Annotated in this window: 19 protein-coding genes; 6 read left to right on the top strand and 13 right to left on the bottom strand. The window is 71.9% G+C overall.

The features are described 5' to 3' along the window. The first annotated feature begins 61 nt into the window (after window positions 1–61). The 4 genes from ACIGXW_RS32515 (at window position 62) to thpD (ending at window position 3,710) form a co-directional block, all read left to right on the top strand. Complete coding sequence (locus ACIGXW_RS32515) at window positions 62–976, top strand: glutamate ABC transporter substrate-binding protein (protein WP_399576515.1); 915 nt, start codon at window positions 62–64, stop codon at window positions 974–976. Between the two features lie 99 nt (window positions 977–1,075). Then, window positions 1,076–1,723 carry an amino acid ABC transporter permease gene (locus ACIGXW_RS32510; RefSeq protein WP_399576514.1) on the top strand — a complete coding sequence of 216 codons (648 nt, stop codon included), beginning with the start codon at window positions 1,076–1,078 and terminating at the stop codon, window positions 1,721–1,723. Further along, a complete protein-coding gene (locus tag ACIGXW_RS32505; protein WP_399576513.1) occupies window positions 1,720–2,634 on the top strand; it encodes an amino acid ABC transporter permease in 915 nt (304 codons plus the stop codon). The genes ACIGXW_RS32510 and ACIGXW_RS32505 overlap by 4 nt, the downstream gene beginning before the upstream one ends. Before the next feature lie 137 nt (window positions 2,635–2,771). Further along, window positions 2,772–3,710 (top strand): ectoine hydroxylase, encoded by a 939-nt coding sequence (gene thpD / locus ACIGXW_RS32500; RefSeq protein WP_399576512.1) that lies wholly within the window; start codon window positions 2,772–2,774, stop codon window positions 3,708–3,710. Here the strand turns inward: thpD and ACIGXW_RS32495 are convergent. The 7 genes from ACIGXW_RS32495 to ACIGXW_RS32465 all read right to left on the bottom strand — a co-directional run bounded on the left by ACIGXW_RS32495 (window position 3,667) and on the right by ACIGXW_RS32465 (window position 12,041). Beyond that, on the bottom strand, window positions 3,667–4,794 hold the full coding sequence (locus ACIGXW_RS32495) for a hypothetical protein (protein WP_399576511.1): 1,128 nt from the start codon (window positions 4,792–4,794) through the stop codon (window positions 3,667–3,669). The genes thpD and ACIGXW_RS32495 overlap by 44 nt on opposite strands. A 21-nt stretch (window positions 4,795–4,815) precedes the next feature. After that, the gene (locus tag ACIGXW_RS32490; protein WP_399576510.1) at window positions 4,816–5,739 is read right to left on the bottom strand and encodes a methyltransferase domain-containing protein; all 924 of its coding nucleotides are present in this window, start codon (window positions 5,737–5,739) and stop codon (window positions 4,816–4,818) included. 53 nt (window positions 5,740–5,792) lie between these two features. Further along, complete coding sequence (locus tag ACIGXW_RS32485) at window positions 5,793–6,752, bottom strand: ornithine carbamoyltransferase (RefSeq protein WP_399576509.1); 960 nt, start codon at window positions 6,750–6,752, stop codon at window positions 5,793–5,795. An 89-nt stretch (window positions 6,753–6,841) separates the two neighbouring features. After that, window positions 6,842–7,768 (bottom strand): diiron oxygenase, encoded by a 927-nt coding sequence (locus tag ACIGXW_RS32480; protein WP_399576508.1) that lies wholly within the window; start codon window positions 7,766–7,768, stop codon window positions 6,842–6,844. Further along, a complete protein-coding gene (locus ACIGXW_RS32475) occupies window positions 7,768–8,865 on the bottom strand; it encodes a pyridoxal-phosphate dependent enzyme (protein WP_399576507.1) in 1,098 nt (365 codons plus the stop codon). The genes ACIGXW_RS32480 and ACIGXW_RS32475 overlap by 1 nt, the downstream gene beginning before the upstream one ends. Window positions 8,866–9,175: 310 nt before the next feature. After that, on the bottom strand, window positions 9,176–10,693 hold the full coding sequence (locus ACIGXW_RS32470) for an MFS transporter (RefSeq protein ID WP_399576506.1): 1,518 nt from the start codon (window positions 10,691–10,693) through the stop codon (window positions 9,176–9,178). 418 nt (window positions 10,694–11,111) lie between these two features. Beyond that, window positions 11,112–12,041 (bottom strand): polysaccharide deacetylase, encoded by a 930-nt coding sequence (locus ACIGXW_RS32465; RefSeq protein ID WP_399576505.1) that lies wholly within the window; start codon window positions 12,039–12,041, stop codon window positions 11,112–11,114. A 279-nt stretch (window positions 12,042–12,320) separates the two neighbouring features. Between ACIGXW_RS32465 and ACIGXW_RS32460 the strand changes: the two genes are divergently transcribed. Both ACIGXW_RS32460 and ACIGXW_RS32455 read left to right on the top strand, forming a co-directional pair. Further along, on the top strand, window positions 12,321–14,204 hold the full coding sequence (locus ACIGXW_RS32460) for an NHL repeat-containing protein (RefSeq protein WP_399576504.1): 1,884 nt from the start codon (window positions 12,321–12,323) through the stop codon (window positions 14,202–14,204). Between the two features lie 777 nt (window positions 14,205–14,981). Next, window positions 14,982–15,752, top strand: coding sequence for a hypothetical protein (locus tag ACIGXW_RS32455; RefSeq protein ID WP_399576503.1), 771 nt, complete (start codon window positions 14,982–14,984; stop codon window positions 15,750–15,752). Window positions 15,753–15,853: 101 nt separating this feature from the next. Here the strand turns inward: ACIGXW_RS32455 and ACIGXW_RS32450 are convergent, their stop codons facing one another. The 6 genes from ACIGXW_RS32450 to ACIGXW_RS32425 form a co-directional block, all read right to left on the bottom strand. Then, window positions 15,854–17,089 (bottom strand): MFS transporter, encoded by a 1,236-nt coding sequence (locus ACIGXW_RS32450; RefSeq protein WP_399576502.1) that lies wholly within the window; start codon window positions 17,087–17,089, stop codon window positions 15,854–15,856. A gap of 13 nt (window positions 17,090–17,102) precedes the next feature. After that, on the bottom strand, window positions 17,103–17,864 hold the full coding sequence (locus ACIGXW_RS32445; protein ID WP_399576501.1) for an inositol monophosphatase family protein: 762 nt from the start codon (window positions 17,862–17,864) through the stop codon (window positions 17,103–17,105). 9 nt (window positions 17,865–17,873) lie between these two features. Then, window positions 17,874–18,311, bottom strand: a complete 438-nt coding sequence (locus tag ACIGXW_RS32440; protein WP_399576500.1) for an NUDIX hydrolase — start codon at window positions 18,309–18,311, stop codon at window positions 17,874–17,876. A gap of 16 nt (window positions 18,312–18,327) precedes the next feature. Then, on the bottom strand, window positions 18,328–20,532 hold the full coding sequence (locus ACIGXW_RS32435; RefSeq protein ID WP_399576499.1) for an aminotransferase class I/II-fold pyridoxal phosphate-dependent enzyme: 2,205 nt from the start codon (window positions 20,530–20,532) through the stop codon (window positions 18,328–18,330). Window positions 20,533–20,632: 100 nt separating this feature from the next. Next, on the bottom strand, window positions 20,633–21,532 hold the full coding sequence (locus tag ACIGXW_RS32430) for an LLM class flavin-dependent oxidoreductase (RefSeq protein WP_399576498.1): 900 nt from the start codon (window positions 21,530–21,532) through the stop codon (window positions 20,633–20,635). A gap of 261 nt (window positions 21,533–21,793) precedes the next feature. Next, window positions 21,794–23,632, bottom strand: a complete 1,839-nt coding sequence (locus tag ACIGXW_RS32425; RefSeq protein WP_399576497.1) for an MFS transporter — start codon at window positions 23,630–23,632, stop codon at window positions 21,794–21,796. Window positions 23,633–23,794: the final 162 nt, after the last annotated feature.

Raw genomic sequence — 23,794 nt, 5'->3', positions numbered from 1 at the left:
CACGCCACGCTCGGTATTCTGGTGGTCACCTTAGGGTCCGGATGCTCTCACCTGGAGCGGAATGAGGCCGAGGAGTCCACTGGTCGCGACCGTCGCACTGTTCGCGCTGGCCTCGCTGGTCTCCTGCGGCCGTCAGGGCGTTCCCCCGGGCAGCGTCGCCGCCCTGATCGGGGACGGGGAGCACCGGATGGCCTATCCGGTCAACCCGGATGTCACCGTCAGCGGGTCGCCCGCCCTGCGGCACGCCAGGGCCGCCCACCGGATCGTGATCGGGGTGAAGTCCGACCATCCGTTCCTGGGCTTCGAGGACCCCGTCACCGGCCGTCGCTTCGGCTTCGACATCGAGATCGCGAAGATGGTCGCGGCCGACCTCGGGTTCGGGCCGGGGCGGATCACCTGGAAGACCGTCTCCCCGCAGGGCCGCGAAACGGCCATCGCCAAGGGGGACGTCGACTTCTACGTCGCCGCGTACACCATCAACGACGAGCGCAAGAAGCACGTCTCCTTCGCCGGGCCGTACTACGTCGCCGGGCAGGACCTGCTGGTCAGACAGGGCGAGAAGAACATCCGCGGCCCCGGCGACCTCAAGGGCAGGCGGGTGTGCTCGGTCACCGGCTCCACGCCCTTCCACCGCATCGAGGACCCCGCCTACGGCGCCCGGGTGAGCGGGCACGACAGCTACGCCCAGTGCGTCCAAGACCTGATCAGCGGCGAGACGGACGCGGTGACCAGCGACGACACCATACTGAAGGGGTACGCCGCGCAGAACGGCGGCAGACTGCGCGTCATCGGCAGGCCCTTCTCCCGGGAGCCCTACGGCGTAGGGCTGACCCGCGGTGACAAGGCCCTGCGCGACGCGGTCAACGACGCGCTGGAGCACCACCGCCGCAACGGCGACTGGCTCAGGGCCTACGACGCCACCCTCGGCCGGTCCGGCGCGCCCGCCCCCGCCCCGCCGGAGGTGATCCGGTACTGACCCGGCGGGACCGCGGCTTCCCGCGCGGTCACCTCCCGCCCCCGAAGTACCCACCCGCCCGGGCCGGCACGCGGGCCCGCCGAGGCCACGGAGGCGACCGTGCACGTACTGCTCGACAACGTCGGCCTCTTCCGCAGAGGTTTCCTCGGTACCGTGGCCCTGACCGGGCTCAGCGCGCTGCTCGCCCTGAGCCTGGGCACCGTCCTGGCCCTCTGCCGGGTCTGCCCCGTCGCTGCGCTGCGCGCGTTCGGGGCCGCCGGGGTGACCGTGCTGTGCAACACGCCCCTGACGCTGCTGTTCTTCGGCGTCACCCTGGGCCTGCCGATGGTGGGGCTGTCCGGGCTGAGCTACTTCACCCTCGCCGTGCTGACCCTGGGCGTCTACACCTCCGCATTCGTCTGCGAGGCGCTCCGGTCGGGCGTCAACACCGTCGACGTCGGCCAGGCGGAGGCGGCGCGCAGCCTGGGCATGTCCTTCTCCCAGACGGCCCGTCTGGTCGTGCTGCCGCAGGCCGGCCGGGCCGTCGTCCCGCCCGTCGGCAGCCTGATGATCACGCTCACCAAGAACTCGGCGCTCGCCGGCGGCTTCAGCGTCTACGAGCTGTTCAGCGTGGAGAAGTCCCTCGTCGAGCGGGGCTACGCCATCCTGACGGTCTTCCTGTGGGTCTCCGCCGCCTACCTCCTGCTCATCCTCACCATCAGCGGCCTCTTCCGGATCCTCGAACACCGGCTGGCGGTGGCGCGGTGAGCTCCGTCCTCTTCGACACCCCGGGCCCCCGCGCCCGCCGCCGCCATGCCCTCATAGGCGTCCTGGCGGTCCTGGGCATCGCCGCCCTGGCCGGCTATGTGATCGTGCGGCTGCGCGACGCCGGGCAGTTCACGCCGGCGATGTGGGAGGCGTTCGCCTACGAGGGGGTGCAGCGGCGGATCCTGATCGGCGCGCTGGAGACGCTCAAGGCGTTCTCCCTGGCCGTGGTGCTCTCGCTGCTGCTGGGTGTGCTGCTCGCCTGCGGACGGCTCTCGGAGCACCGTCTGCTGCGCTGGCCCGCGACGGCGCTGGTGGAGTTCTTCCGGGCCATGCCGCTGCTCATCATGATCTTCGCGCTGTACAACACGGGCTGGCTGCGGTCCTGCGTCACCACCGCCGGGCGCTTCCTGCGGACGGAGCTGGGCCGCACCGGCAACTGGCTCGCGGACAACTTCGCCAGCCCCACCCTGTGGGCCCTGGTCATCGGCATCACGCTGTACAACGGGTCCGTGCAGGCGGAGATCCTGCGGGCCGGGGCGCTGGCCGTGCCCCGGGGGCAGCGGGAGGCGGCGTACGCCCTGGGGCTGCGCAAGACCCAGGTGATGCTGACGGTCGTCCTGCCCCAGGCCGTACGGTCCATGCTGCCCGCGATCGTCAGCCAGATCGTGGTGACCCTCAAGGACACCTCGCTCGGCTTCATCATCACCTACGAGGAGCTCCTCTACGCGGGAAAGCTCCTGGCCCAGAACACGGCGACCCCTTCCGGCTATCCCTACATACCCGTTCTCCTCGTCGTCGGCCCGATGTACATCGGGATGTGCCTGGCGCTCTCCGCCTGCGCCAAGTGGCTGGCGCGGCGTGGCAGGCGGCGCCGTAACGGGATACGGATCGGCCCGGTTCCGCGACCTTGACCGAAATCCCCCGCGCACGAGACGGCCGCGTTTTCGGGACCGTCCGCACGGGAAGCCATGCAGCGGATTTCCACGGTGTCCTTGGAAATTTCACAGCCCTTCGTCCCGGTATCCCCGATACTTCAGGAGTTGCGGCGATGTCCTCCTCCCCCGCGCCCGGCACCGCGCACGATCCCTATCCCACCCGCTATGTCACCGAGTCGGTCCCGGTCGGGCGGAGCCACCCGGTCGTCTGGGGGGACGACACGGACGGGCCGCTGGACGCCGGGCGGCTGGCGGCGTACGAGCGCGACGGGTTCCTCTCCTTCGACGCGCTGCTGAGCGAGGAGCAGGTCGCGCGATGCCGGGCGGAAATCGGGCGGATGACCGCCGACGGTTCCCTGCGCGGCAGCGAGCGGATGGTGATGGAGCCCGATTCCGACGGCATCCGTTCGCTCTTCGAAGTGCACGAGCTGTCCGAGGTGTTCGGCGCCGTCATCCGCTCCGATCCGCTCGCTTCGCTGGCGCGCCAGATCCTCGGTTCGGAGGTGTACGTCCACCAGAGCCGGGTGAACTACAAGGCGGCCTTCGGGGGTTCGCCGTTCGGCTGGCATTCCGACTTCGAGACCTGGCATTCCGAGGACGGCATGCCCGCGCCCCGGGCGCTGAGCCTGTCCATCGCGCTCACTGAGAACATGCCGTTCAACGGCCCCCTGATGATCATCCCGGGGTCGCACCGGACGTTCGTCCCCTCGGTCGGCGAAACGCCCGCCGACTACCACAAGTTGTCGTTGCTGGGGAAGAACCTGCCGGCCGGCTCGGCCGACCGGGCGGGTGTGACGGCCCTGGCCGAGCGGCACGGCATCCGGCAGTTCACCGGGGCGTCCGGTTCGGCCGTCATGTTCGACTGCAACTGCCTGCACGCCTCCAGCGGAAACGTCTCGCCCTTCCCGCGCACCAACCTCTTCGTGGTCTACAACAGCGTGCGCAACCCCCTCGGCGTCCCCTACGCGGCCCCCCGGCCGCGCCCCCGCTACCTGGCCAACCGCGACGTCATCCCGGTCCCCCGGACGGCCCCGGAGCCCGGCGGCCGATGAGGCGGGCCACCTCCCGCGTCGTATAGCCGCGTTCGAAGTGGCGCGGTTCGGAGAGCATGCGCGCCACGAGGCCGAGCAGCATCCGCGCGTACTCCCGCCGCGGGCCGGGCCACGCCGAGGCGTCCAGCATCCAGGGCTCGGTCGCCTCCGACAGGTCGGCCGCGCCCTGGCGGATGAGGGTCTTGGACAGCTTGGCGCCGGAGTCGGAGAGCACCACCGGCGTGAAGACCCGCGGCGGCGGCAGGGCGCCCGGGTAGCACAGGAACGCCTCGTCCACGAGGCGGCAGCCCGGCGCCCAGTCCGCCCCCTTGACGATCACGGGCAGCGCGTCCTCGCGGTCGGCCACCCGTTCCTTGACGAGGTTGCGGTGCAGGGTCGTCAGCCCTATGAACGCCTCCGCGCCCGGCGCGACCTCCACCAGGTACTTGCCGTGCTCGAGGCAGACCGCCGCGAAGTGCGCCTCCCGGGCGCCGGCCGAGAGCAGCTCGGTCTGCTCGCCGTGCTTCTGCGACCAGCCGCAGCGCGGGCACGGAAAGCTGACCGGCACCGTGCCGCTGGAGGGCGCGAGCACCCAGCGCAGCCGGTCCATCAGCTCCAGCGACGCCAGGAACTCCTCCCGGAAGGCACGCCCCGACTGCTGGTCCGTGTACGTCTCCACCTCGTAGGGGACGCCCGTGGCGGCGGACAGCTCGTCGAAGAACCCGCCGTAGTACCGCCCGACCAGTTCCCCGACGCGGGCCGCGCCGAGGACGTAGCCGAAGGAGCGCTCGTAGAGGCTGCCGGTCTCCGGGCAGCGGCGGGTCTCGTACGGGGCGTTGTCCAGGGCCCCGAAGCGTACGAGGACCCGCACCCCGAAACGTTCCCGCGCCGCCCGGGCGAGCAGGAAGGCGGCGGTCTGCATGACGTTGGTCCCCAGGTGGGGGGTGCCGTTGATCTGGACGCCCGCGTAGAGCACGACGCGGTCGTGGCCCGAGGCCAGCAGCCGCGGACGGATGAAGTCGGCGCTGTGCAGCACCGCGTCGGCGGTGACGCTGACGGGCGAGACGAGCGCCGGGAGCGCCGGATGCGCTGCGTCGTCGTTCACGTGTCCTCGTCTCCCCTCGGCTCACCAGTGGTGGCGGACCGCGGCCGCCGGCAGATCCAGGACCCGCAGGGGGCCTCTCCAGCCGTCCGGGCGCGGTCCGTCCAGGGCCTCCAGGCGGGAGGTGTGCGAGCGGGCGGCGATGCGCAGCAGCCCGAGCAGCCCGTCCCCGGAGAGCCTGTCGTGCGCGGTGGCCGTGCCCGGCCCCGTCCAGCGGCAGGCCAGGCCCACGATGAAGTAGGCGGGCACGCCGTCGCCGGGGCGCCACAGGACCGCCTCGCCCGCCTCTTCCAAAGCGAGCACCTGCTCCATGTTGGCCAGGGTGAACTCGCCCAGCGGCAGCGGGCAGAGCGTGACGGCGTGCACGCGGTAGCCGGCCGCCTCCAGCAGCTGTACGGCCTTGCGGGGCGTGGAGTAGCTGCCGATCGTCAGCCCCAGGTCGCTGCGGAGCGCACGGCCGTGCCCGATGATCGCCGGGGCCCACTTCAGTCCGTCCGGGCCCCCGCTGATGGAGCGGCGCCGCATGTCGGCCTGCGGGGTGAGCGGGACGTAGGGCGGGTTGCTGGTGACCACCAGCGGCCGGGGCAGCGGGGCGGGGGCTGTGGCCAGCAGTTCCCCGGTGGTCATGCGCGCGAAGTCGCCGCGGGCCACGGTGACGCGGCCGTCGCCGTTGCGGGAGGCGTAGTGCTCGCTCGCCCAGGCCACCGTCTCCGCGCCCGAGTCGACCCCGTGGACGCGGGCGGCCCCGGCGCGGGCCATCGCGGCGGCCGCCGCCCCGCTGCCCGATCCCAGGTCGAGGACGGAACAGCCCTCGGTGAACAGGTCCTGGGCCACCCACACCCCGATCTCGGTGTCGGCCGGTTCGAAGAAGACCTGCGGGCAGCTGGGCGGGACGAGGTCGGTCCTGGTCAGGTGCTCGTAGGTCAGGACGCGGGAGACGTTCGGCATGAGGACCCCTGTCGGTGAAGTGGTACGGGCTCGGTCGGGCGGGCTCGGGGGTCTCAGCCGTGCGGCGCGGCGGCCCACTCCAGCACCGCCATCGCGCTGGACAGCTTCATGGCCGCCTGGGTCCAGGCCAGCGACCGGGGGCCGTCCAGGACGCGGCCGGCGACCTCGTCGCCCCGGTGGGCGGGCAGGTCGTGCATGAACGACGCCCGGGGCCAGCGGTCCAGCAGCGCCTCGTCGACGTGGAAGGGGCGGAACGCCTCTCTCCAGTCGGGGTCGTGCTTGACCGTGCCGGTGGTCTGCCAGCGGGTGGTGTAGACGACGTCCACGTCGCTCGGGGCGGGCTCGAGGGCGTGGACCTCCTCGACGACCGCGCCGACCGTGCCCGCCCGGCGCTCCGCCGTGCGCAGTTCGTCCCGCGGCAGGCCGTATCCGGGCGGGGTGGCGAAGGTGACGTGGGCGCCGGGGACGGCGGCGAGGCCGTGCGCGAGGGCGACGGCGGTGTTGTTGCCCTCGCCGACGTAGAGCACCCGGATGCCGGTGAGGTCGCCGAAGGTGAGGGCGAGGGTGGCGAGGTCGCACATGCCCTGGCTGGGGTGCTCCTGCGCCGCCATGGCGTTGACGACCGGCAGCCCGCCCTGACGGGAGAGCTGCCGCAGTTCGTCGAGGGGGCCGGCGGTGCGGGCTATGAGCAGGTCGAGCATCGAGCCGAGGACCCGCCCGGTGTCGGCGACCGACTCCCCGGTGTTCAGCTGCAGATCGCCGGGGCCGAAGGCGACGGGGGCCGCGCCCAGCCGGATGGCGCCGACGGTGAAGGCGGTACGGGTACGGGTCGAGGATCTGGTGAACAGCACGCCCGCCACCTGGCCGTCCAGGGGGCGGTCGTGAGCCCTGGCGTCGTGGAACAGCTCGACCGAGCGCGCGGTGAGGCCCGTGATGAGCGGGGGTGGCAGCTCGGCCAGCGAGAACAGGCCGTGCTCCTGGCCGGGGCCTCGCGGGATGGGGGTGTCGCCCATCGGAAACCTCACTCCTCGGGTCGGATGGAGGGCCCGGCTCCTGGCCGCAACCCCTGGCGGGCCGGCCCGTGCCGGCCCCGGACCGCTCGTCAGCGCAGCAACTCGGCCGTGGCGAAGGCGTCCCGGCCTCCGGGCACGTCCAGCACCCCGGTCTCCTCGAACAGCCGTACAGCGTGCCGGGAAGCCCTCCTGACGTCCTCGTCGACCCGCCGCGCCGGATAGGAGTCCGCCACGACGGCGGCCACCGCGGCCGGGCCGAGGCCGGCGGCGGCCAGCGAGGCCCGCACCGGGCGCAGGTCGGGCAGCAGGCTGGAGCGGATCAGGCCGGGCAGGCAGCGGGCGACGCGGGCCCGCAGGGGTGCGGGCTGCTGGGCCCACAGCTCGCGGAAGAGCGCGGAGAAGAAGGCGTGGTGCCAGCCCTCGTCCCGTGCGTGGTCGCGGACGATGTCGCGGACGACCGTCAGGACGCGGGCGTCCTTGGGCACGTCGTTGAGGATCGACGTGATCAGCGTTTCGAAGACCACGACCTGCAGGAGCTGGGCCAGCGGGCCCTCGTCCGGAAGGGCCCGCTCCCCCACCGCGTCCAGCCGGGCCAGGAAGGGCCCGAAGTCGTAGGGGGCGGGCGGGATTCCGGACGCCCGGGAGACCTGGTCGATGACGTCGAGGCTGTAGAGGGAGTGGTACCCCTCGTCGACGTAGATGCGGTAGGCGTCCAGGCGGGTCGCGGTGGAGGCCCGCAGTCCGCTGCGGCCGCCGGCGATGCGGTCGGTGGCCCGGTTGACCACGCGGGTCTCGAACTGCGCGGTGAATCCAAGGTAGTGGTAGAGGTGCCGGGCGAGCAGGTCCCGCCGCCGGTCGGCGGGCAGGGCCCGTACCAGCGGATGGTCGAGGTAGGGGACGAGCGCGGGCGGGAAGAACAGCTGCCCGCGCTCCAGTTCGTCGCCGAGGACGCGGCGCGGGCAGGAGCGTACGCCGGCTCGTTCGTCCCACTCGCGACGGGGTTCGGCCGCGGTCATCACGACCGTCCCTTCGGGGGTTCGCCGGGTGCGGGCGCTCTGCGGGCCGCGGACCAGGCCGCGCCCGAGGCGGCGGGGTCGCGGGGCGGATGGTGCACGGCGACGATCTCGACGCCCCGGCCCACGTCCAAGGGCGCCAGGCCCTGGCGGTCCCGCCAGGAGGCGGAGTACACGCTGTCGAGGTAGCGGTCGGCGCCGTCGGGGCACAGGCAGGCCACGCTGGTGCGCCGGGAGGAGGACCGGAAGAGCCGCAGGGCCGTCGCGATCAGTGCGCCCGAACTGCCGCCGACGCCCACGCCGGTGGACTCCGCGAGCCACAGGCAGGCGCTGACCGCTTCCTGGGGCGTGACCCAGACGGTGGGGCGGTGGCCGTCGGGCAGGAACGCCGAGCGGCGGCTGGCGCCGATGCCGGACAGGACGCGTCGGCCGGAGCCGGCGCCGAGGGCCGCCGAGCCGACGACGTCGACGCCGACCAGCTCCCAGTGGGGCCGGGCCGCGAGCGCGTAGTCGCGGAAGCCCGCCAGGGTGCCGCCCGTGGAGACCGCCACCAGCACGCTCGTCGGCCCCTCCGGTATCTGCGCGCGTAGCTCGGGGGCGGTCTCGCGGGCGTGCACCGCGGGGTTGGCCGGGTTGGCGTACTGATCGGGCCAGACCAGCCGGGGCTGGGCGGCCAGCCGTTCCCGGATCAGGGCGAGCCTGCTGAGCAGGTAGCCGCCGGCGCCGTCGGGCTCGTCGACGGTGACCACGCGTCCGTCGAGCGCGCGTACGGCGTCCACGAGCGACGCGCTGCTCCGGGGGTCCACGACGGCGGTGAACGGCACCCCGTTGGTCGCCGCGACGGCGGCGAGGGCGAGGCCGAGATTGCCCGAGGTCGATTCGATGATGCCGAATTCCGGGTCTACCCGGGCGGCGACGTCCTGCCACAGGGCGAGCGCGGTACGGCCCTTTACGGATCCATGCGGATTGTGTGACTCCAATTTGAGCCACAGGACGGTTGGATATCCGTCGACGGACAGGTGTAAAGCGACAACCGGGGTGAGCGGCAACGGAGATCCGCCTTCCCTTGGCGGATTCGCGGGTCCGGTCGCAAGGCCCACCAAGACGCCTCCCCGAGACTGCCCGGCACCGGCCCCTTCGCCGACCCGGGAAACCTGCCCCCGGATCTTCGAATTTATGGGGCGGGCCGCACCTACTGCAAGGTAGTGAACGCGCCAGGTTCACCGGGGAGGATTCCATGACAGCCGCATAATTGCCTGCCCTGGAAGGGAAGTCAGCGCCTTCCGCCGACGGCCCGGGAGTCCGGCGACCGCGCGGTGCGCGGTCTTTTCCGTGGCCGGATCTCCCGGGAGGGCGAGGGCGAGCGGTGCCGGAGGCGTCCGGCACCGCTCGCCCCGCGGCCCGCCGCCGTCAGCGGGGTGGCTGGTCGGAGGTGTCGTCGGTGGCTCTGGCCGGGCCGGGCAGCCGGGCCGTGTCCGGGGGCCTGATGCCTTCGCTCGCGTTGGCCGCCGACTCCAGGGCGGGGGTGGGGCGCTGGGGGCCCTTCGCCGCCGAGGGGGTCCCCGGCGTCGCGGGAGCCATCGGGACGACGGGGGCCGCGGCCCGCTTGACGACCGCGGTGCCCATCACCTTGCCCATCGTCGCCGTGCCCACCACGGGGCCCTCGGCCACGGGTGTGCTGGACGGCACGGGCACGCCGGGCAGCATCCGGGCACGGTAGAGCATGGCCACCGCGCCCGCCGAGGCCAGCCCGAAGGACAGGCAGCACACCCAGGGCAGCCAGTAGAGGCCTGCCTGCTTGCCGATGTCCATGGCCCGGCCGACCACGGCGTTGCCGCCGGTGGCGGCGATGCCGGAGAAGACGTAGAAGAGCCCGAAGTACGTACCGGTCAGGCTCTCGCGGCCGAACTGCGGGATCAGCTCCATCGCCGTCGGGTGGGCCACCATGATGCCGAAGAAGAGCATGACCGATCCGGTCACCATGACGAGCGTCCGCGCCATCGCCTCGCTCGTGCTGCCCGGCGGCTCACTGCCGCACACCAGCAGGGGCGGCAGGAAGCTCACCCCCATGATGACGAGCCCCGAGCTCACCCACCGGGTGCCGCCGCCGTTGCGTTCCAGGGCTCTGGTGATGCGCAGCTGGAACATCATGTTGGCGATGGCCCCCGCGGCCAGCAGCACGCCCGCCGCGCCCTTCCAGCCCGAGGCGTCCAGCGCCCCTTCCGGCAGGAGCAGGTAGAGCTGGTTCTCCATGGTGAACATGCCGGTGGTAGCGAGGGAGAACAGCAGGAACCTGCGGTTGCAGCACGCTTCGCGCCAGTCCGCCAGGACCGTGGCGGAGGGGCCGCGCGGCGGAGCCCCGCGCGTGGGCAGGACCATGGCCTGGGCGATGGTCAGCAGTCCGAAGACCGCGGCGGCCACCAGGGCGCACAGCCGGAAGTCGGCGAGGAACAGCACGCTGCCCAGGAGGAGTCCGATGAGGGAGCCGCTGGTGGCGTAGACGTTGAGGAGCGCGAAGGCCTCGGCCTTGCGTTCGCCCGACTCCAGCGCGACGTAGGTGCGTACGGCCGGGTAGAACAGGGCCGCCGCCAGGCCGGTGAGCACGGAGGCGCACAGCAGCAGCCACAGCGAGCTCCCGAAGGCGAAGAGGGCGAAGCCCACGGTCCGTAGCGCGCACCCGGTGATGATCACCACGCGCGGGCCCAGCCGGTCGGCCGCGGAGCCGCCCAGGATGAACAGGCCCTGCTGGCTGAGATTCCGCGCTCCGAGCACCAGGCCGACAAGCGCGGCCGACATTCCCAGACCCTGTTCCAGGTATGCCGCCAGAAACGGCATCAGGAGATAGAACCCGATGTCGATTCCAAACTGGTTGAACAATAGCAATCGCAATGCGAGGGAGAAGTCGCGGGTCGCCCGAATGTTTCTCATGCGCGTTCCTGGATCCAGCCCGGGCAGGCGAGAGCACCCTGGAACCAAGGGCGCGCCATACGACCGGGGGGTTTGACGGTGCGCCAAGCGGCGGGGACGGCGACCGGGTCGACCTCAGGCTTCTTCCTGATCAGAAGCCTGATCAAGGGTCAGAGCGCCCCGGTATCCAGCTCGTCGGCTCGCTTGTCCGTTCGCAGGAACGGCCGCACACGCTGACTTTTGAGTGGGCGGTCGATCATATGCTTTTGCGATGCATCCTCACTGACCCCCGATTGCTCTCGGAAGATGAGCAGAGGACACTTTAGCAAAGCAACCTGTTTCCCAACAGTGCGGGAAGTCGTGCGGTATCACCACGGTGGGCGAAGCGTTGGCACCGAATTGCTTCCGGTTGTTTCTTCGAGCGCTGGAACGACCGTGCCTACGAACTGGCCTCCGAGCGCTCCTTTACGTACCGGGCGACTTCCGCGTGTGTGGCGAACCAGATGCCGTCGTGGCCGGCGATGTGCTCCAGCAGTTCGTCCAGGACCACGATGCGCGAGCGATGCCCGATCACATGCGGATGCATCGTCAACTGGAAGAGCCCGCCCTCCTCATAGGCGACATCGAACTCATCGCGCCATATTCCGCCGATGACTTGGCGCGGCATGCCGTGCGGGCGCAGCGGCGAGTACCGGTCCATCTCGAAGTAGATGTCGTCGTCACGGATCCACTCCGGCGGGAGTTCGACGATGCCGGTGGGCTCCCCGTCGGCGAGGATTTCGTAAGGGTCGTCGTCGGCCATCAGCGAGGAGTCGTAGAGCAGGCCGAGTTCGCGGGTGATGTCCAGGGTGTGGTCGCTGAAGTCCCAGGACGGGGTGCGGATTCCGACGGGTCGCGTGCCGCTGAGCCGTTCCAGGGTGTCCGCGCACCGGAAGGCGAGTTCGCGCTCATCCTTGGGTTCGAGCTCCATGTTGCGTTCGTGGATCCAGCCGTGGATGCCGACCTCGTGGCCCCGGTCCCTATAGCCGCGGGCCTCCTGAGGGCGCAGCAGGGCGGAGACGGCCGGCATGAAGAAGGTGGCGGGGATGGAGCGCCGCTCCAGCAGCGCGAGCACGCGCGGCACTCCCCTGCGGGCGCCGTACTCGCCTTGCGAGAGCTTGCCTGGGCCGGTCCGGCCGTCGCGCAGCGGGATGGTCTCGTGGTCGGCGTCGAAGGACAGCGCCACGGCCGCCCGGGCGCCCTGCGGCCACCCGTCGGGCTTGAGGCTGCGGCCCGCCCGGACGCGGTCGACGTGCCCGCGCCACTCGTGCTCCTCCCACTGCCAGGGGTGGCGCCGCGGCGAGGGTTCGCGACGGTCGGGTGCGGCCATGGTCGGCTCCTCGCTCTCGGGCTCGCTCACGCACGGGCCGGCGGCGCCGGGCCCCGCCATCCTGACAGTCCGTCAGTCGGCGGTCACGGGGGTGAACGCGCCACCCCGACGTTGGCCGGAAGTCCCGTCGCCCGTCCCTGACGGGCTGTCGGCCGCGCGGCGCCGGAGCCTAACGTGGGGCGACGCGGCCGGAATTCGACGCGCGCCCGGCCCGCCGCGACGCCGCGGTGATCCCTTGGGCGCGTCCCCGCAGCGGCCGCCCCACGAGGAGGGTCGACCATGACGGCCATCGACGGTCCGGGCGCGGGTGCCGCGCCCACCGGCGTACGCATCATCACCACCATCGCGGGCACGGGCGAGGCCCGTTCCGACGGCGACGGCGGGCCCGCGTCCCGCGCGGGCCTCGACCAGCCGCGGGCCCTGGCGGCGGACGCCGCCGGAGGCGTGTACGTGGCGGAGTGGAAGGGCCACCGGGTGCGCCGCATCGCCCCCGACGGCACCATCACCACCGTCGCCGGCACCGGCAAGCCCGGCTTCGGCGGCGACGGCGGGCCGGCCGTCGAGGCCCTGGTCCACGAGCCCGGGGGCCTCGTCGTCGACGACGAGGGCGGCCTGTATCTCGCCGATTACTGGAATCACCGCATCCGCAGGATCTCCCCCGACGGCGTCATCACCACCGTCGCGGGCACGGGCTTCGCCGGCCACGGCGGCGACGGCGGGCCCGCCCTCCTGGCCCGCTTCGCCGAGCCGCGCGGCCTGGCCCTCGACGGCGCGGGAAACCTGTACGTGGCGGAGTGGAAGGGCCACCGGGTGCGCCGCATCGCCCCCGACGGCACCATCACCACCGTCGCCGGCACCGGCGAGCCCGGCTTCGGCGGCGACGGCGTCGAGGCGACCGCCTCCGCGCTGCGCAACCCCATCGACGTGGCGGTCGGCGGCGACGGCGTCCTCTACATCGCCGACTGCTGGACCCACCGGGTCCGCGCGGTGTCCCCCGACGGCGTGATCACCACGGTCGCCGGCACGGGCCTGCCCGGCTACGACGGTGACGGCGGGCCCGCCGCCCGGACCCGGCTGGACCAGCCGCGCGGCGTCGACCTCGACGCGGCCGGGCGGCTGTACATCGCCGACTCCCTCAACCAGCGGGTGCGCGTGGTCACGCCGGACGGCCTGATCGCCACGGTGGCGGGCGGCAGCGCTCCGGAGCACGACGAGGACGGCGGGCGGGCCCTGGGCGCCGAGCTGTACTTCCCGCGCGCGGTCGCGGTGGCCGACGACGACCTCCTCGTGGCCGAGTGCGACAGCCACCGGGTGCGCCGGATCTTCACAGTCGCGGGCCTGTCGGACGCGGCCCGCACGGGCGGCGGCACGCGAGAGGCGTCTGTCGAGCCGGTCACCCCGGCGACCGTGCAGCGCAACCACGAGTTCGCCCTGGGCGCGAGGATCGGGACCGCCGCAGCTACGGAGGGGCTGACCGTCGAACTCGCCCTGCCCGAGGGCCTGGTCGGCGCGGTGGACGGCACGCGAGGGCCCCTGCGGCGTACGTACCCGGGTGCGGAGGCGGGTCCGGCCGGTGCCACGGCCGACGGGGTCTTCCGGGTGCGGGCGCCCGAGACCACGCCGCCCGGGCGCTACGACGCCACGCTCACGGTGCTACGCGGCACGGGCCCGGCGGCGCACCGCACGGAGCTCACCCTCTCCGTCGTGGTGGCCGCCCCGCTGCCGGTCTCCGACGAGCAGGCGCTGACCGTCCTGCAGGAGAACGTCCCCCAGGCCGCGCCCGGTGCGGCGGCGGTCCTCGACGTCGCCTACCTCGCCCCCGCGGGCCGGCCGGTGAACCCCGGGCGGATCGCTCAGCGCTTCACCGCCCCGACCGGCTTCGCCTTCGACGGCCGCCCGCTGTTCCGCTACCCGCACGCGCTCGGCGGCACGGTGGCCAAGCGGGTGGGGTACCGGATGGAGGACAGCGGCAGGACGCTCGTCGTGTGGGCCAATCCCCACGTCAACACGGTCGCGGCCGACAGCGGCCGGCTGGTGTGCACACTGCCGCTGCGGGCCCTGCCCAACGCGGCGCCGGGCCGGTACGAGGACGGCTCGGCCGAGGTCGGCGACCTGGCACCAGTGCCTCTGGTGGCGACGGTGGTGACGGCCGGGGCGCACTGACCGGAGGGCCGATCGGGCCGCTGGGCACCCTCTTCTGTCGACTTGTCATCAAATGGCGGATGTATTCGCTCTGTCCATTCGCCCGCCTATTTGCCCCGGAAGATGATGAATAGGCGCCATACGGCAAGCGACAAGTCGATGCGTCACCACATGACAGGAGAGTGCCTTGTCCCGGAGAAAGCGCCCCAGACACTCGGCGGCGAAACCCAGGAGGGCCAGGAGGGTGACGGCACGCCGCGCCCTCCTGGTGTCCGCCGTCACGCTCGCGACCTTCACGGCCACGACTCCCCCGGCCCGGGCCGACGCACCGCCCATGCCGCCGGTGGTCGCGGTCCGCTGACCGGAGCCCGGGCCGGGCCGGGCCGGCGGGAGCCGCCCCGGCCGCACGCCCTTCGACGTGCGGCCGGGGCGGTGCGCTGTAAAAGATCACTTCCATCACCAACTCACCGATAACGATTCCCAGACCATTGGGGCAAGCTTCACTCGGGCGCATCAATGCGATCTACCGATTGACCTACGAAGATCTTTGTCGGCATGGCTCGGCCCCTACGGAGCGCGAGTGGCCTCCGTCACTTCGGCAAAGGTTGTAGCCGAATGCGTCTCGATTCGATGGATCCGGGATTGCATGGAAGTCACGATCATGACAAAAAGCCCTCCCCCTTGATCAAAGGGTGGGTAAAGGCCGTATTTTCGGTGCTCCCAACGGAATCGGCGTCGTCACGGCTGAGTGAACTGCGCGCAGAAGACGTTGTTCACCGACCAGAAGAAAGCCTTTCCATGCGCCGCAACACCGTCCGCCGTACCGCCGTCGCCGCTTCCGCGCTCTCGCTGGCCCTGCTTGTCAGCGCCTGCGGCTCCGACAAGGCCGCCGACGCCAAGCCCGAGGGCAAGGAGAAGGGCAAGGAGAGCGCGGCCGCCGCGCCCGCCGGCAAGGCCCTCTCCCAGGCCGAGCTCGACAAGCGCGCCCTGACCGAGAGCGACCTGAAGGACCACAAGGTCGGCAAGGCCACCGAGGCGGACATGGCCTCGGTCAAGAACGTGAACGCCGACAAGGCCGAGTGCAAGCCGGTCCTCGACCTCATGACGCTCCGGCCCGTGGGCACGCCCGCCGCGTCCACGGCGCTCAAGATCATGTCTGTTCCCCAGAAGCCGGCCGAGAACGCCTCGCCCGAGGAGAAGATGAAGGCCGCCCAGGCCATGTTCGCCGGCACGATCACGGCCGACGTGCTCGGCTCGTACGACGACAAGGGTGCCGCGGACTCGCTCGCCAAGGTGCGCGCGGCGGGCACGGCCTGCGCCGGGGGCTTCAGCACGAACGCCAGCGGGGACCTGCCGAAGGTCACCAAGGTCGCCCCGGCCACCTTCAGCGGAGGGGACGAGGCCGTCTCCTTCACCCTCAGCACCGAGCTGGAGGGCACGGCCGGCACGGCCCACCTGGTCGTGGTCCGCAAGGGCAGCACGCTCGCGTCCTTCTACGCGCAGAGCGTCATGGGCAAGGCGGAGCTGCCGAAGGCCGTCATCGACGCCCAGCTGGCCAAGCTCGGCTGACCCACTGAATCTCGAACCCCCCGACCCGGCCCTCGGCCGGGACGGGGGGTTCGGTCTGTCCTGCCGGTGGAGCAGACCGGCCGCCGCGCCTCACGCCCGGGTCACCGCCGCCCGCCCCGGCGCCCCACGCGTGCCGGCCCGGCCGCGGCCGAGCCGGGCCGCCCCTGTGCGGGCCCCAGGACGCCCGCGGCGGCCACCAGCACGCTCGCCAGCACGGTGACCAGCCCGAACGACACCGTCAGCGAGGTCGCCTGCGCGATCGAGCCCACCGCCGACGGGGCGATCAGCCCAGCGGTGTAGACGATGGTCGCCACGCCCGCGATCGACTGGCTGGGCACGGGCCCCCTCCGCCCGGCCGCCGCGAAGGCCAGCGGCACGACGAGTGCGACGCCCAGCCCCATCAGCCCGAACCCGCCCACCACCGCGCCCGGGTGCGCGGCCGTCACCACCACCGCCCCGCCGAGCACCGCGAGCACACCGCCCGCGCGTACGGCACGTACCGGCCCGAAGCGCTCCACCAGCCGGTCGCCGGCCAGCCGGGCCACGGCCATGGTGCAGGCGAAGGCGGTGGTGGAGACCGCGGCGGCCCCGGGCGAAGTGCCCGCCACGTCCCGAAGATAGACCGCCGACCAGTCCAGGCTCGCTCCTTCCGCGAAGATCGCGCAGAACCCGACCGCACCGATGGCCAGCGCCGACCGCGGCGGCAAGGCGAAGCGCGGCGGCGGCTGCTCGTCCGGAGCGCTCCGCAGGTCCAGCACCCCCTGGCAGACGAGGACGCCGAGCACGGTGAGGACGGCCGAGACGAGGGGCAGATGCAGCCGGGCGTCGACGTCCGCGTGCGCGGCGGCCGTGCCCACCGCGGACCCGGCCAGGACCCCCACGCTCCACATACCGTGCAGACCGGACATGATCGAACGGCCGAGGCGCTGCTCGGTCTCGACCCCGAGCGCGTTCATCGCGACGTCCGCCATCCCGGAGGTGGCGCCGTACGCGAACAGGGCGAGGCACAGCGCGTACAGGCCGGGACAGAAGGCGGGCAGAGCGAGCGAGAGGCACCACAGGACGAGCAGCCCGCGCAGCGCCGCCAGCGCACCGAAGCGGTGGGTGATCCGCCCCGCCAGCGGCATCGCCACCGAGGCGCCGATCGCCGGAGCGGCGAGCGCGATCCCGAGCTCTCCGGCGCTGACGCCCGTGTGGTCCTGGATCCAGGGGACGCGGGTGGCGAAGCTGCCGGTGACCGCGCCGTGGACGGCGAACACCAGCGCGATGGCCCATCGCGCCCGCCGCAGTCGCCCCGCTGAGCAGCCCTGTCCTCCCGCGCCGAGGGCCGTACCCATGGCACCCCTTCCCTCAGTGCCGCAAGGCGTCGGTCAGTGACGTGTGCAGCCGGTCCGTCGCCGCCGCGACGACCGTGCGGGACCGGGCGGCCATCGCGGTCCCGTCCACGGTGGTCGCCGCTCCCCCGGCCTCGCGCACCATGAGCGCCCCGGCCGCGTAGTCCCAGGGGCCGCCGTCCACTTCGACCATCGCGTCCACCCGGCCCGCGGCCAGCGCGCACAGGGCGCCGGCCCCGCACCCGGTCATCCGCAGGGACCGGGTGGAGGGCCACAGCGCCAGCGCGATCCGCTGGGCCTCCTCCTGCCAGGGTTCGTGGGAGGCGGAGCACACGACGACGGCCGCGCTCAGCCGCTCCTCCCCGCTGGTGCGCAGGGGGGAGCCGTTGAGATACGCGCCCTCGCCGAGCCGGGCATGGTACAGCTCGTCCGTCCCGGGGGCGTAGAACATCCCCAGTTGGACCTCGCCGCGGTGGGCGTAGGCGATGCTCACGCCCCACGGGCCGTCTCCGCGGGCGAAGTTGAGCGTCCCGTCGAGGGGGTCGATCAGCCACAGGTGCTCGTCGCCGGCGCCCTGGGCGCCGCTCTCCTCCGCCAGGATGCCGTGGCCGGGGAAGCGTTCCCGGACGGCCTCGACGATGAGCCGCTCGGAGCGGACGTCCGCCTCCGTGACCAGGTCCCAGCCTGACTTGCTCTCCTGCCCGTACGCGCCGCTGTGGAAGAGGCCGGACAGGAGCGCGCCGGCGCGGCGTGCGACGTCCGCCATGAAGTCGTCCATCGCTGGCCCCTATCCGGCGCCGTGCACGTGCTGGGCGAAGAGCTCCGCGTGCTGGGCGCGGAACTCCCGCAGGATGGCGTTGTCCTCGTACGCCAGCTCGTGGCCGGCCGCCTGGGCAGGGGTGAACCAGGCGATGTCCTGTCCCTCCGTCAAAACGATGTCGTCGAGGTCGAACGCCGCCTTCGCCCAGAAGGTGTGCTCGGTGCCGTAGGAGCGGACGACGGAGCAGTGCGGGTGGACGTCGGCCGGATCGAGGGCGACGCCCAGCTCCTCCTCGATCTCCCTCCGTATGCATTCCCCGGGGCTTTCCCCTGCTTCCAGATGGCCTCCTGGCAGGCACCACCGGTTCGGGTAGGGGATGGTCGGCTTGTCGTCGCGCAGGTACAGCAGGACCTCGCCACGGTCGTTCACCAGGATGATGTTGGTGCCGTTGGTCGGCTCGGGCATGTCGGTCGCCCGCCCTTCAGCGCTGGACGGCGAGGGCCGTCTTGCGGACGGCCGCGATGACGCTCTCCACGTCGGCGGGGGTCATCTTCGGGAAGAGCGGCAGCGAGAGGATGCGCTCCGACATGGCCTTGGCCACCGGCAGGTCGTCGGGCCGCAAGCCCAGCTCCTCGCGGTAGTAGGGCTGCAGGTGCATCGAGACGAAGTGGACTCCGGTGCCGATGCCCTCGGCCTTCAGTGCGGCCATGAACTCGTCACGGGTGATCGTCAGCTGGTCGGTGCGCAGCTCGAGCACGTACAGGTGGTGGACATGGCGGGAGCCGGACCGCCTGGCGAGCGGGCGCAGGCAGGTCAGATCGGCGAACGCCTCGTCGTAGCGGTGTACGTAGCGCTCCCGTACGGCGATGAACTCCTCCAGCTTGGGCAGTTGGTGGAGGCCGACCGACGCCTGCACGTCCGTCATGTTGTATTTGTAGCCGGGCTGGACGAGCTGCCAGTGCGGAGAGCCGTCGCTCGCCATGCGCTTCCAGGCGTCCTTGGTGATGCCGTGCAGGCTGAGCACCCTGGCCTGGTCCGCCAGCTCGTCGTCGTCCGTGACGAGCAGACCGCCCTCGATGGTGGTCATGTTCTTGGTGGGGTAGAAGCTGAACGCGGCGGCCGTGCTGAGCTTGCCGACCTTGACGCCGCGGTGCTCGGCGCCCAGGGCGTGTGCCGCGTCCTCGATCACGGTCAGCCCGTGCCGCTCCGCGATGGCGTTGATCGCCGTCATGTCGCAGGGCTGGCCCGTCATGTGGACGGGCAGGATGACCTTGGTGCGCGGGGTGACGGCCGCCTCGATGAGAGAGGCGTCGATGTTCAGGGTGTCGGCCTCGACGTCGACGAAGACCGGGGTCGCGCCGAGGTGGATGACGACGTTGGCGGTCGCGGGCCAGGAGACCGGGGTGGTGATCACCTCGTCACCGGGGCCCACCCCGGCGGCCGCGAGCGCCACGTGCAGGGCGCCCGTGCAGGAGTTGAGGGCGACCGCGTGCTTGACCCCGAGGTAGGACGCGCACAGTTCCTCGAAGCGCTTGGTCTTGGGTCCCGTGGTCAGCCAGCCGGACCGCAGCGTGTCGAGAACCTCGTTCTCCTCCGCCGTGCCCAGGTCGGGCAGCGCCAGGGGGAGGAAGGAGCGGCGCACGGGCTCCCCGCCGAGGTGCGCGGGCTTGGCCAGTACCTCCTGCAGGGCCCTGACGGTGTGGTAGCGGGAGTCGTCGGTGTCCGGGAACACGCCGTCGGCGAGCGCCTTCTGGATCTCCAGGACGCCGTCGCGCGTGGTGTAGAGCGGGGTGAAGCCGGTCGCCCGCTCGAACCGCTGCCCGGAGACCTGGTAGCTGCGCCGGTCGACCTGGTCGGGTACGAAGCGCAGTTCCACGTCGTCGAACGCCTCCACCACCTGCTGGGCGATGTCGCTCACCCGGTAGTTGGAGCCGGCCACGTTGAACACCCGGCCGCCGGCGATCCGTTCCTGCGGCAGACCGAGGCACTGCAGATAGGCCCGCGCGGCGTCCGCGACGTGGAGGAGGGGGCGCCACTGCTCGCCGTTTCCGTGGACCTGCAGGGAGCCCTTGGTCGCGGCGGACATCGTCATGATGTTGACGACCAGGTCGAAGCGCATGCGAGGCGAGAGGCCGAAGAGGGTGGCCTTGCGCAGCGAGACCGGGTGGAAGGTCTCGGTCGCCAGGGCGATGAGGGCCTTCTCCGCCTCCAGCTTGGTCCGTGCGTACACGGTCAGCGGGCTGACGGCGTCGTCCTCGGTCCGCTGCTCGTCACCGGCGGGGCCGTAGACGCTGCACGAGGAGGCGAAGAGGAAGCGGCCGACCCCGCGTTCCCGTGCGGCCTCGGCCAGTTCGATCACCGCGTCTCGGTTGACCGCTTCCGTCCAGCCGGGGTGGAGGTCGCCGGCGGGGTCGTTGCTGAGGGCGGCCAGGGCGATGACGGCGTCGACGCCGTCCAGGAGCGAGGGGTCGAGGTCGCGTACGTCGGCGTGGACCAGGTTCAGCGCGGGGTGGTCGAGCACCGGCTTGAGCACGTCGGTGCCGAAGTAGTACGTGTCGACCGCGGTCACCCGGTATCCCGATTCCAGCAGCAGCGGGACGAGTACCGCACCCAGATATCCGCCGGCGCCGGTGACCAGCACGCTGTCCGAACGCTCCGAGGAATTCGCCGTCGATAAGCCGGTCATACCGCACTCTCCAAGGTCTCGGTGGGGGTGATTCGCCGCCCTGCGGCAGCGGTAGGGTTTCTTTCTTCGGGGGGTTGCTTCTTCCGGGGGTTGCTTCTTCCTAGCGACCGAGCGCCGCGAGGGCGCGCTTGACGCTGCGCACCGGGTCGTCGCCGACCGGGTGGAACATCACCGTGGTCGCACCGGCGTCCCAGAACGCCTCGACGGTTTCCGCGACCGACTCGGGCGTTCCGGCCGCCACGTTGACATCCGCCTTTTCCACTCCGAGGAACTCGGCGAATTCGTCGATGTACGGCCGCATCACCTCCTGGGTGCGCGCCGGGTCGTCGTCGACGTAGAGGTGGGTGATCGCGACGAGTTCGTGCGCCCGCGCCTGGTCGGCGGCCGCCCGGCCGCGCTCGATGTGGGCCCACGCCTCGCGCACGTCCTGCGGTCTGCGGCCCTCGATGATGATGGTCCCGTCCGCGGCCCGCCCGGACAGTTCGAGGGACTTCGGCTTGACGACCCCGGCCACGATGCCCGGCACGACGGCCGGCGGGTGCACGAGACTCACGCCGTCGATGTGCACGGCGCGGCCGTCCATCCGCACCGTCTCCCCTGCGAGGAGGCCGCGCACGGCCACGATGGTCTCCTCGAGGAGCGCCAGCGGCGACGCCGCCTTGACGCCGACCTGCGCCATCCACTCCTGCACGCCGTGACCGATGCCGACGAGCAGTCTGCCGGGGTGGAGCCTGGCCAGCGTGGCCAGTTCCATGGCCAGCAGGGCGGGGTTGCGCAGCGGGGCGGGCACGATGCCGATGCAGACCCGGATCCGCTCGGTCGCGCTCAGCACGGTGGCCGCGGCGGCGATGGATCCCGACCAGCCCAGGTCCTCGACCACCCATATGTCGTCGGCCCCTGACGCATCGATTTCGCGCGCGAACGGAACCAGTTCCTCAGGGGGGAGGTCCCGGTGGAACATCACGCCTATGCGCTTGGAGCTACGGCTTTCCTGAGGCATGGACCGAATTAACCTTTCCAGGGAATAGGGGCACGGCCGGGTGAAGATCCTAGGCAGGAACTCGGACCGAAGGGAACGACTCTTTACGTAATCCGACGGCGTGACATGGGACACGTGACGCCATCGGGTTTTCAGGATGAATACGGTGCGACGGCAGGACGAAATGGACCGTCCGCCGCGGCATGAATTCCGCCGCGCGGAAGGCCGGCACCGTCCCTTTGCGGTGAACGGCTGTGGACCACCAGGGGCCCGGCTCCGGTCCTACTCCGTCAACTCGTCGGGGCAGGGCGTGCCGCGCGGCAGCTTGTAGCGCGCCCCGATCCGGTACTCGCCGGCGCGCGGCGCGTGCAGCACCGTCCATTCACCGTGCGACTGGCCCTCGTTCGCCTCTTGAGCGGCCTTGGTCAGACAGCCCTGTATGTTGACGGCGGGTGCGCCCTTGTCGGGCTTCTGCGGCCGTTTCACGTTGTTGCCCCGGCTGTCTATCAGGCCGAGCCAGGGCGAGTACGGGATGCGGATGAGCACCCGGCCCGGCTTGTGCACCTGGAGGATCACCTCCTCGGCCCGCACCCGCGTCACCGTGGCCTCGGGCTCTGCCAGCGGCACGCGGTCGTGGACCTTGTAGAGCTTCCAGTTGGCGTCGGACCACAGCCGGTCCAGATAGGGCAGCCCGCGCGCCACCAGCTCGGCCTCCGCCTCGCCCGCGCCGTCGGGGTCCCCCTTGGGCAGGACGACGTACTGCACCGCCCAGTGGCGCAGCCACTGGTGATAGCCGGCCGGCGACAGCGGCTTGTCGCGGTCGTAGAAGACCGGGTTGCGTTCCATGTCGGCCTGGCGGTTCCAGCCGCGTGCCAGGTTGACGTACGGCGCGAGCGCCGAGGACTCACGGTGGCTGCGCACCGGGACCACCTCGACGCGGCCGCGGTCCGCCTTGACCCGGTCCAACTGGTCCAACAAAGGGGCGAGTTCGCGTGCCCATGACGCGGAGGGCGTGGTCTTGATGACGTCGTTGGCGGCCTGCGCGCCCTGCCACACCGTCACCACCACGACGGACAGGGCCAGTACGGTCCGCCATCGGCCGGTGGTGGGCATCCGGGCGGGGGACGGGACCTTGACCGCCGGCAGTGCGGCGACCAGCACCACCCCGCCGAAGATCAGGCCGAAGCGGGTCATGTTGGAGCCGATCTGCGAGGGGATCAGCCAGACCAGTACCACTCCGACCGCGTAGAGGACGGAGGTGAACCGCACCGTACGCCACTGCTGCGGCGCGAAGGCCAGGGCCGCCAGGGAGCTCAGGACGGGCAGGATCACCATCGTGAGGTCCATCGGCATGGTGCCCGAGAAGGGGAAGAGCCAGGACGAGAGCCCGACCACGAGGACCGGTGGGATCCCGAGGGCGTAGGCGGCGGGGCGCCGCCTGGTCAGCCACAGCGCCGCGGCCACGATCCCGACGTACAGGCCCGCCACCGGGCTCGAGGCGGTCGCGAGCGCCGAGAGCAGGGCGGCCAGCCCGGCCCGGGGAAGTCGGTGCGACCATCTGCGCGAGCGCCGCTTCGCCGGCCAGGAGAAGATCACGGCCACGGCCGCGAGGCCGAACATGAGGCCGAGCCCGAACGTGACCCGGCCCGAGACCGCGTTGCAGAACAGCGCGAACGCACCGTACAGGGAGGGCCAGAGCGGTCGTCGCACGGCGCGACTGCGCATCAGGAGCACGGCCAGCAGCCCGGCGGAGAGCGTGCCCACGATCACCATGGTCGTGCGGACCCCGACGGCCGCCATCACGAACGGTGAGATGACGCTGTACGAGACCGGGTGCATCCCGCCGTACCAGGCGAGGTTGTACGCCGAGTCCGGGTGCTGGAGCGCGAATTCAGCCCACGCGTCCTGCGCGGCGAGGTCACCGCCGCTGTTGGCGATCAGCAGCACCCACACCAGGTGCAGGACCGCCGCCAGGGCCAGCGAGGCGAGCACGGGGTGCAGCGCCAGGGCCCGGACCCGTCCGCGCCGGCTGCCGGGCCGCTCCTCGCGGCCCGCCGTCGCCGGCGGGCGCCGTAAGGATAAGTCGCTCTCCTCGGCGGCGCCCTCGTCCAGAGTGGTCACTTCGGCTCTCCCCCTGCTTCCCCGACACCATCGTCACCGCCCCACGAGCCCGGCACGGCAGGCCGTGCCGAAGGCGGTCCTCGACGCTAACACGCAATGTGTACAAGGAAACTATTGGGTGGGCCATCCGGTATGGCCGCCCGGCGGGCGCGTCAGCGCCGG

This window comes from Streptomyces sp. NPDC053079, from assembly GCF_044546695.1.
In the GTDB taxonomy this organism is placed as follows: Bacteria; Actinomycetota; Actinomycetes; order Streptomycetales; family Streptomycetaceae; genus Streptomyces.
The sequence above is the reverse complement of the archived record's forward strand: the minus strand, read 5'-3'. Positions and strand labels throughout refer to the sequence as shown.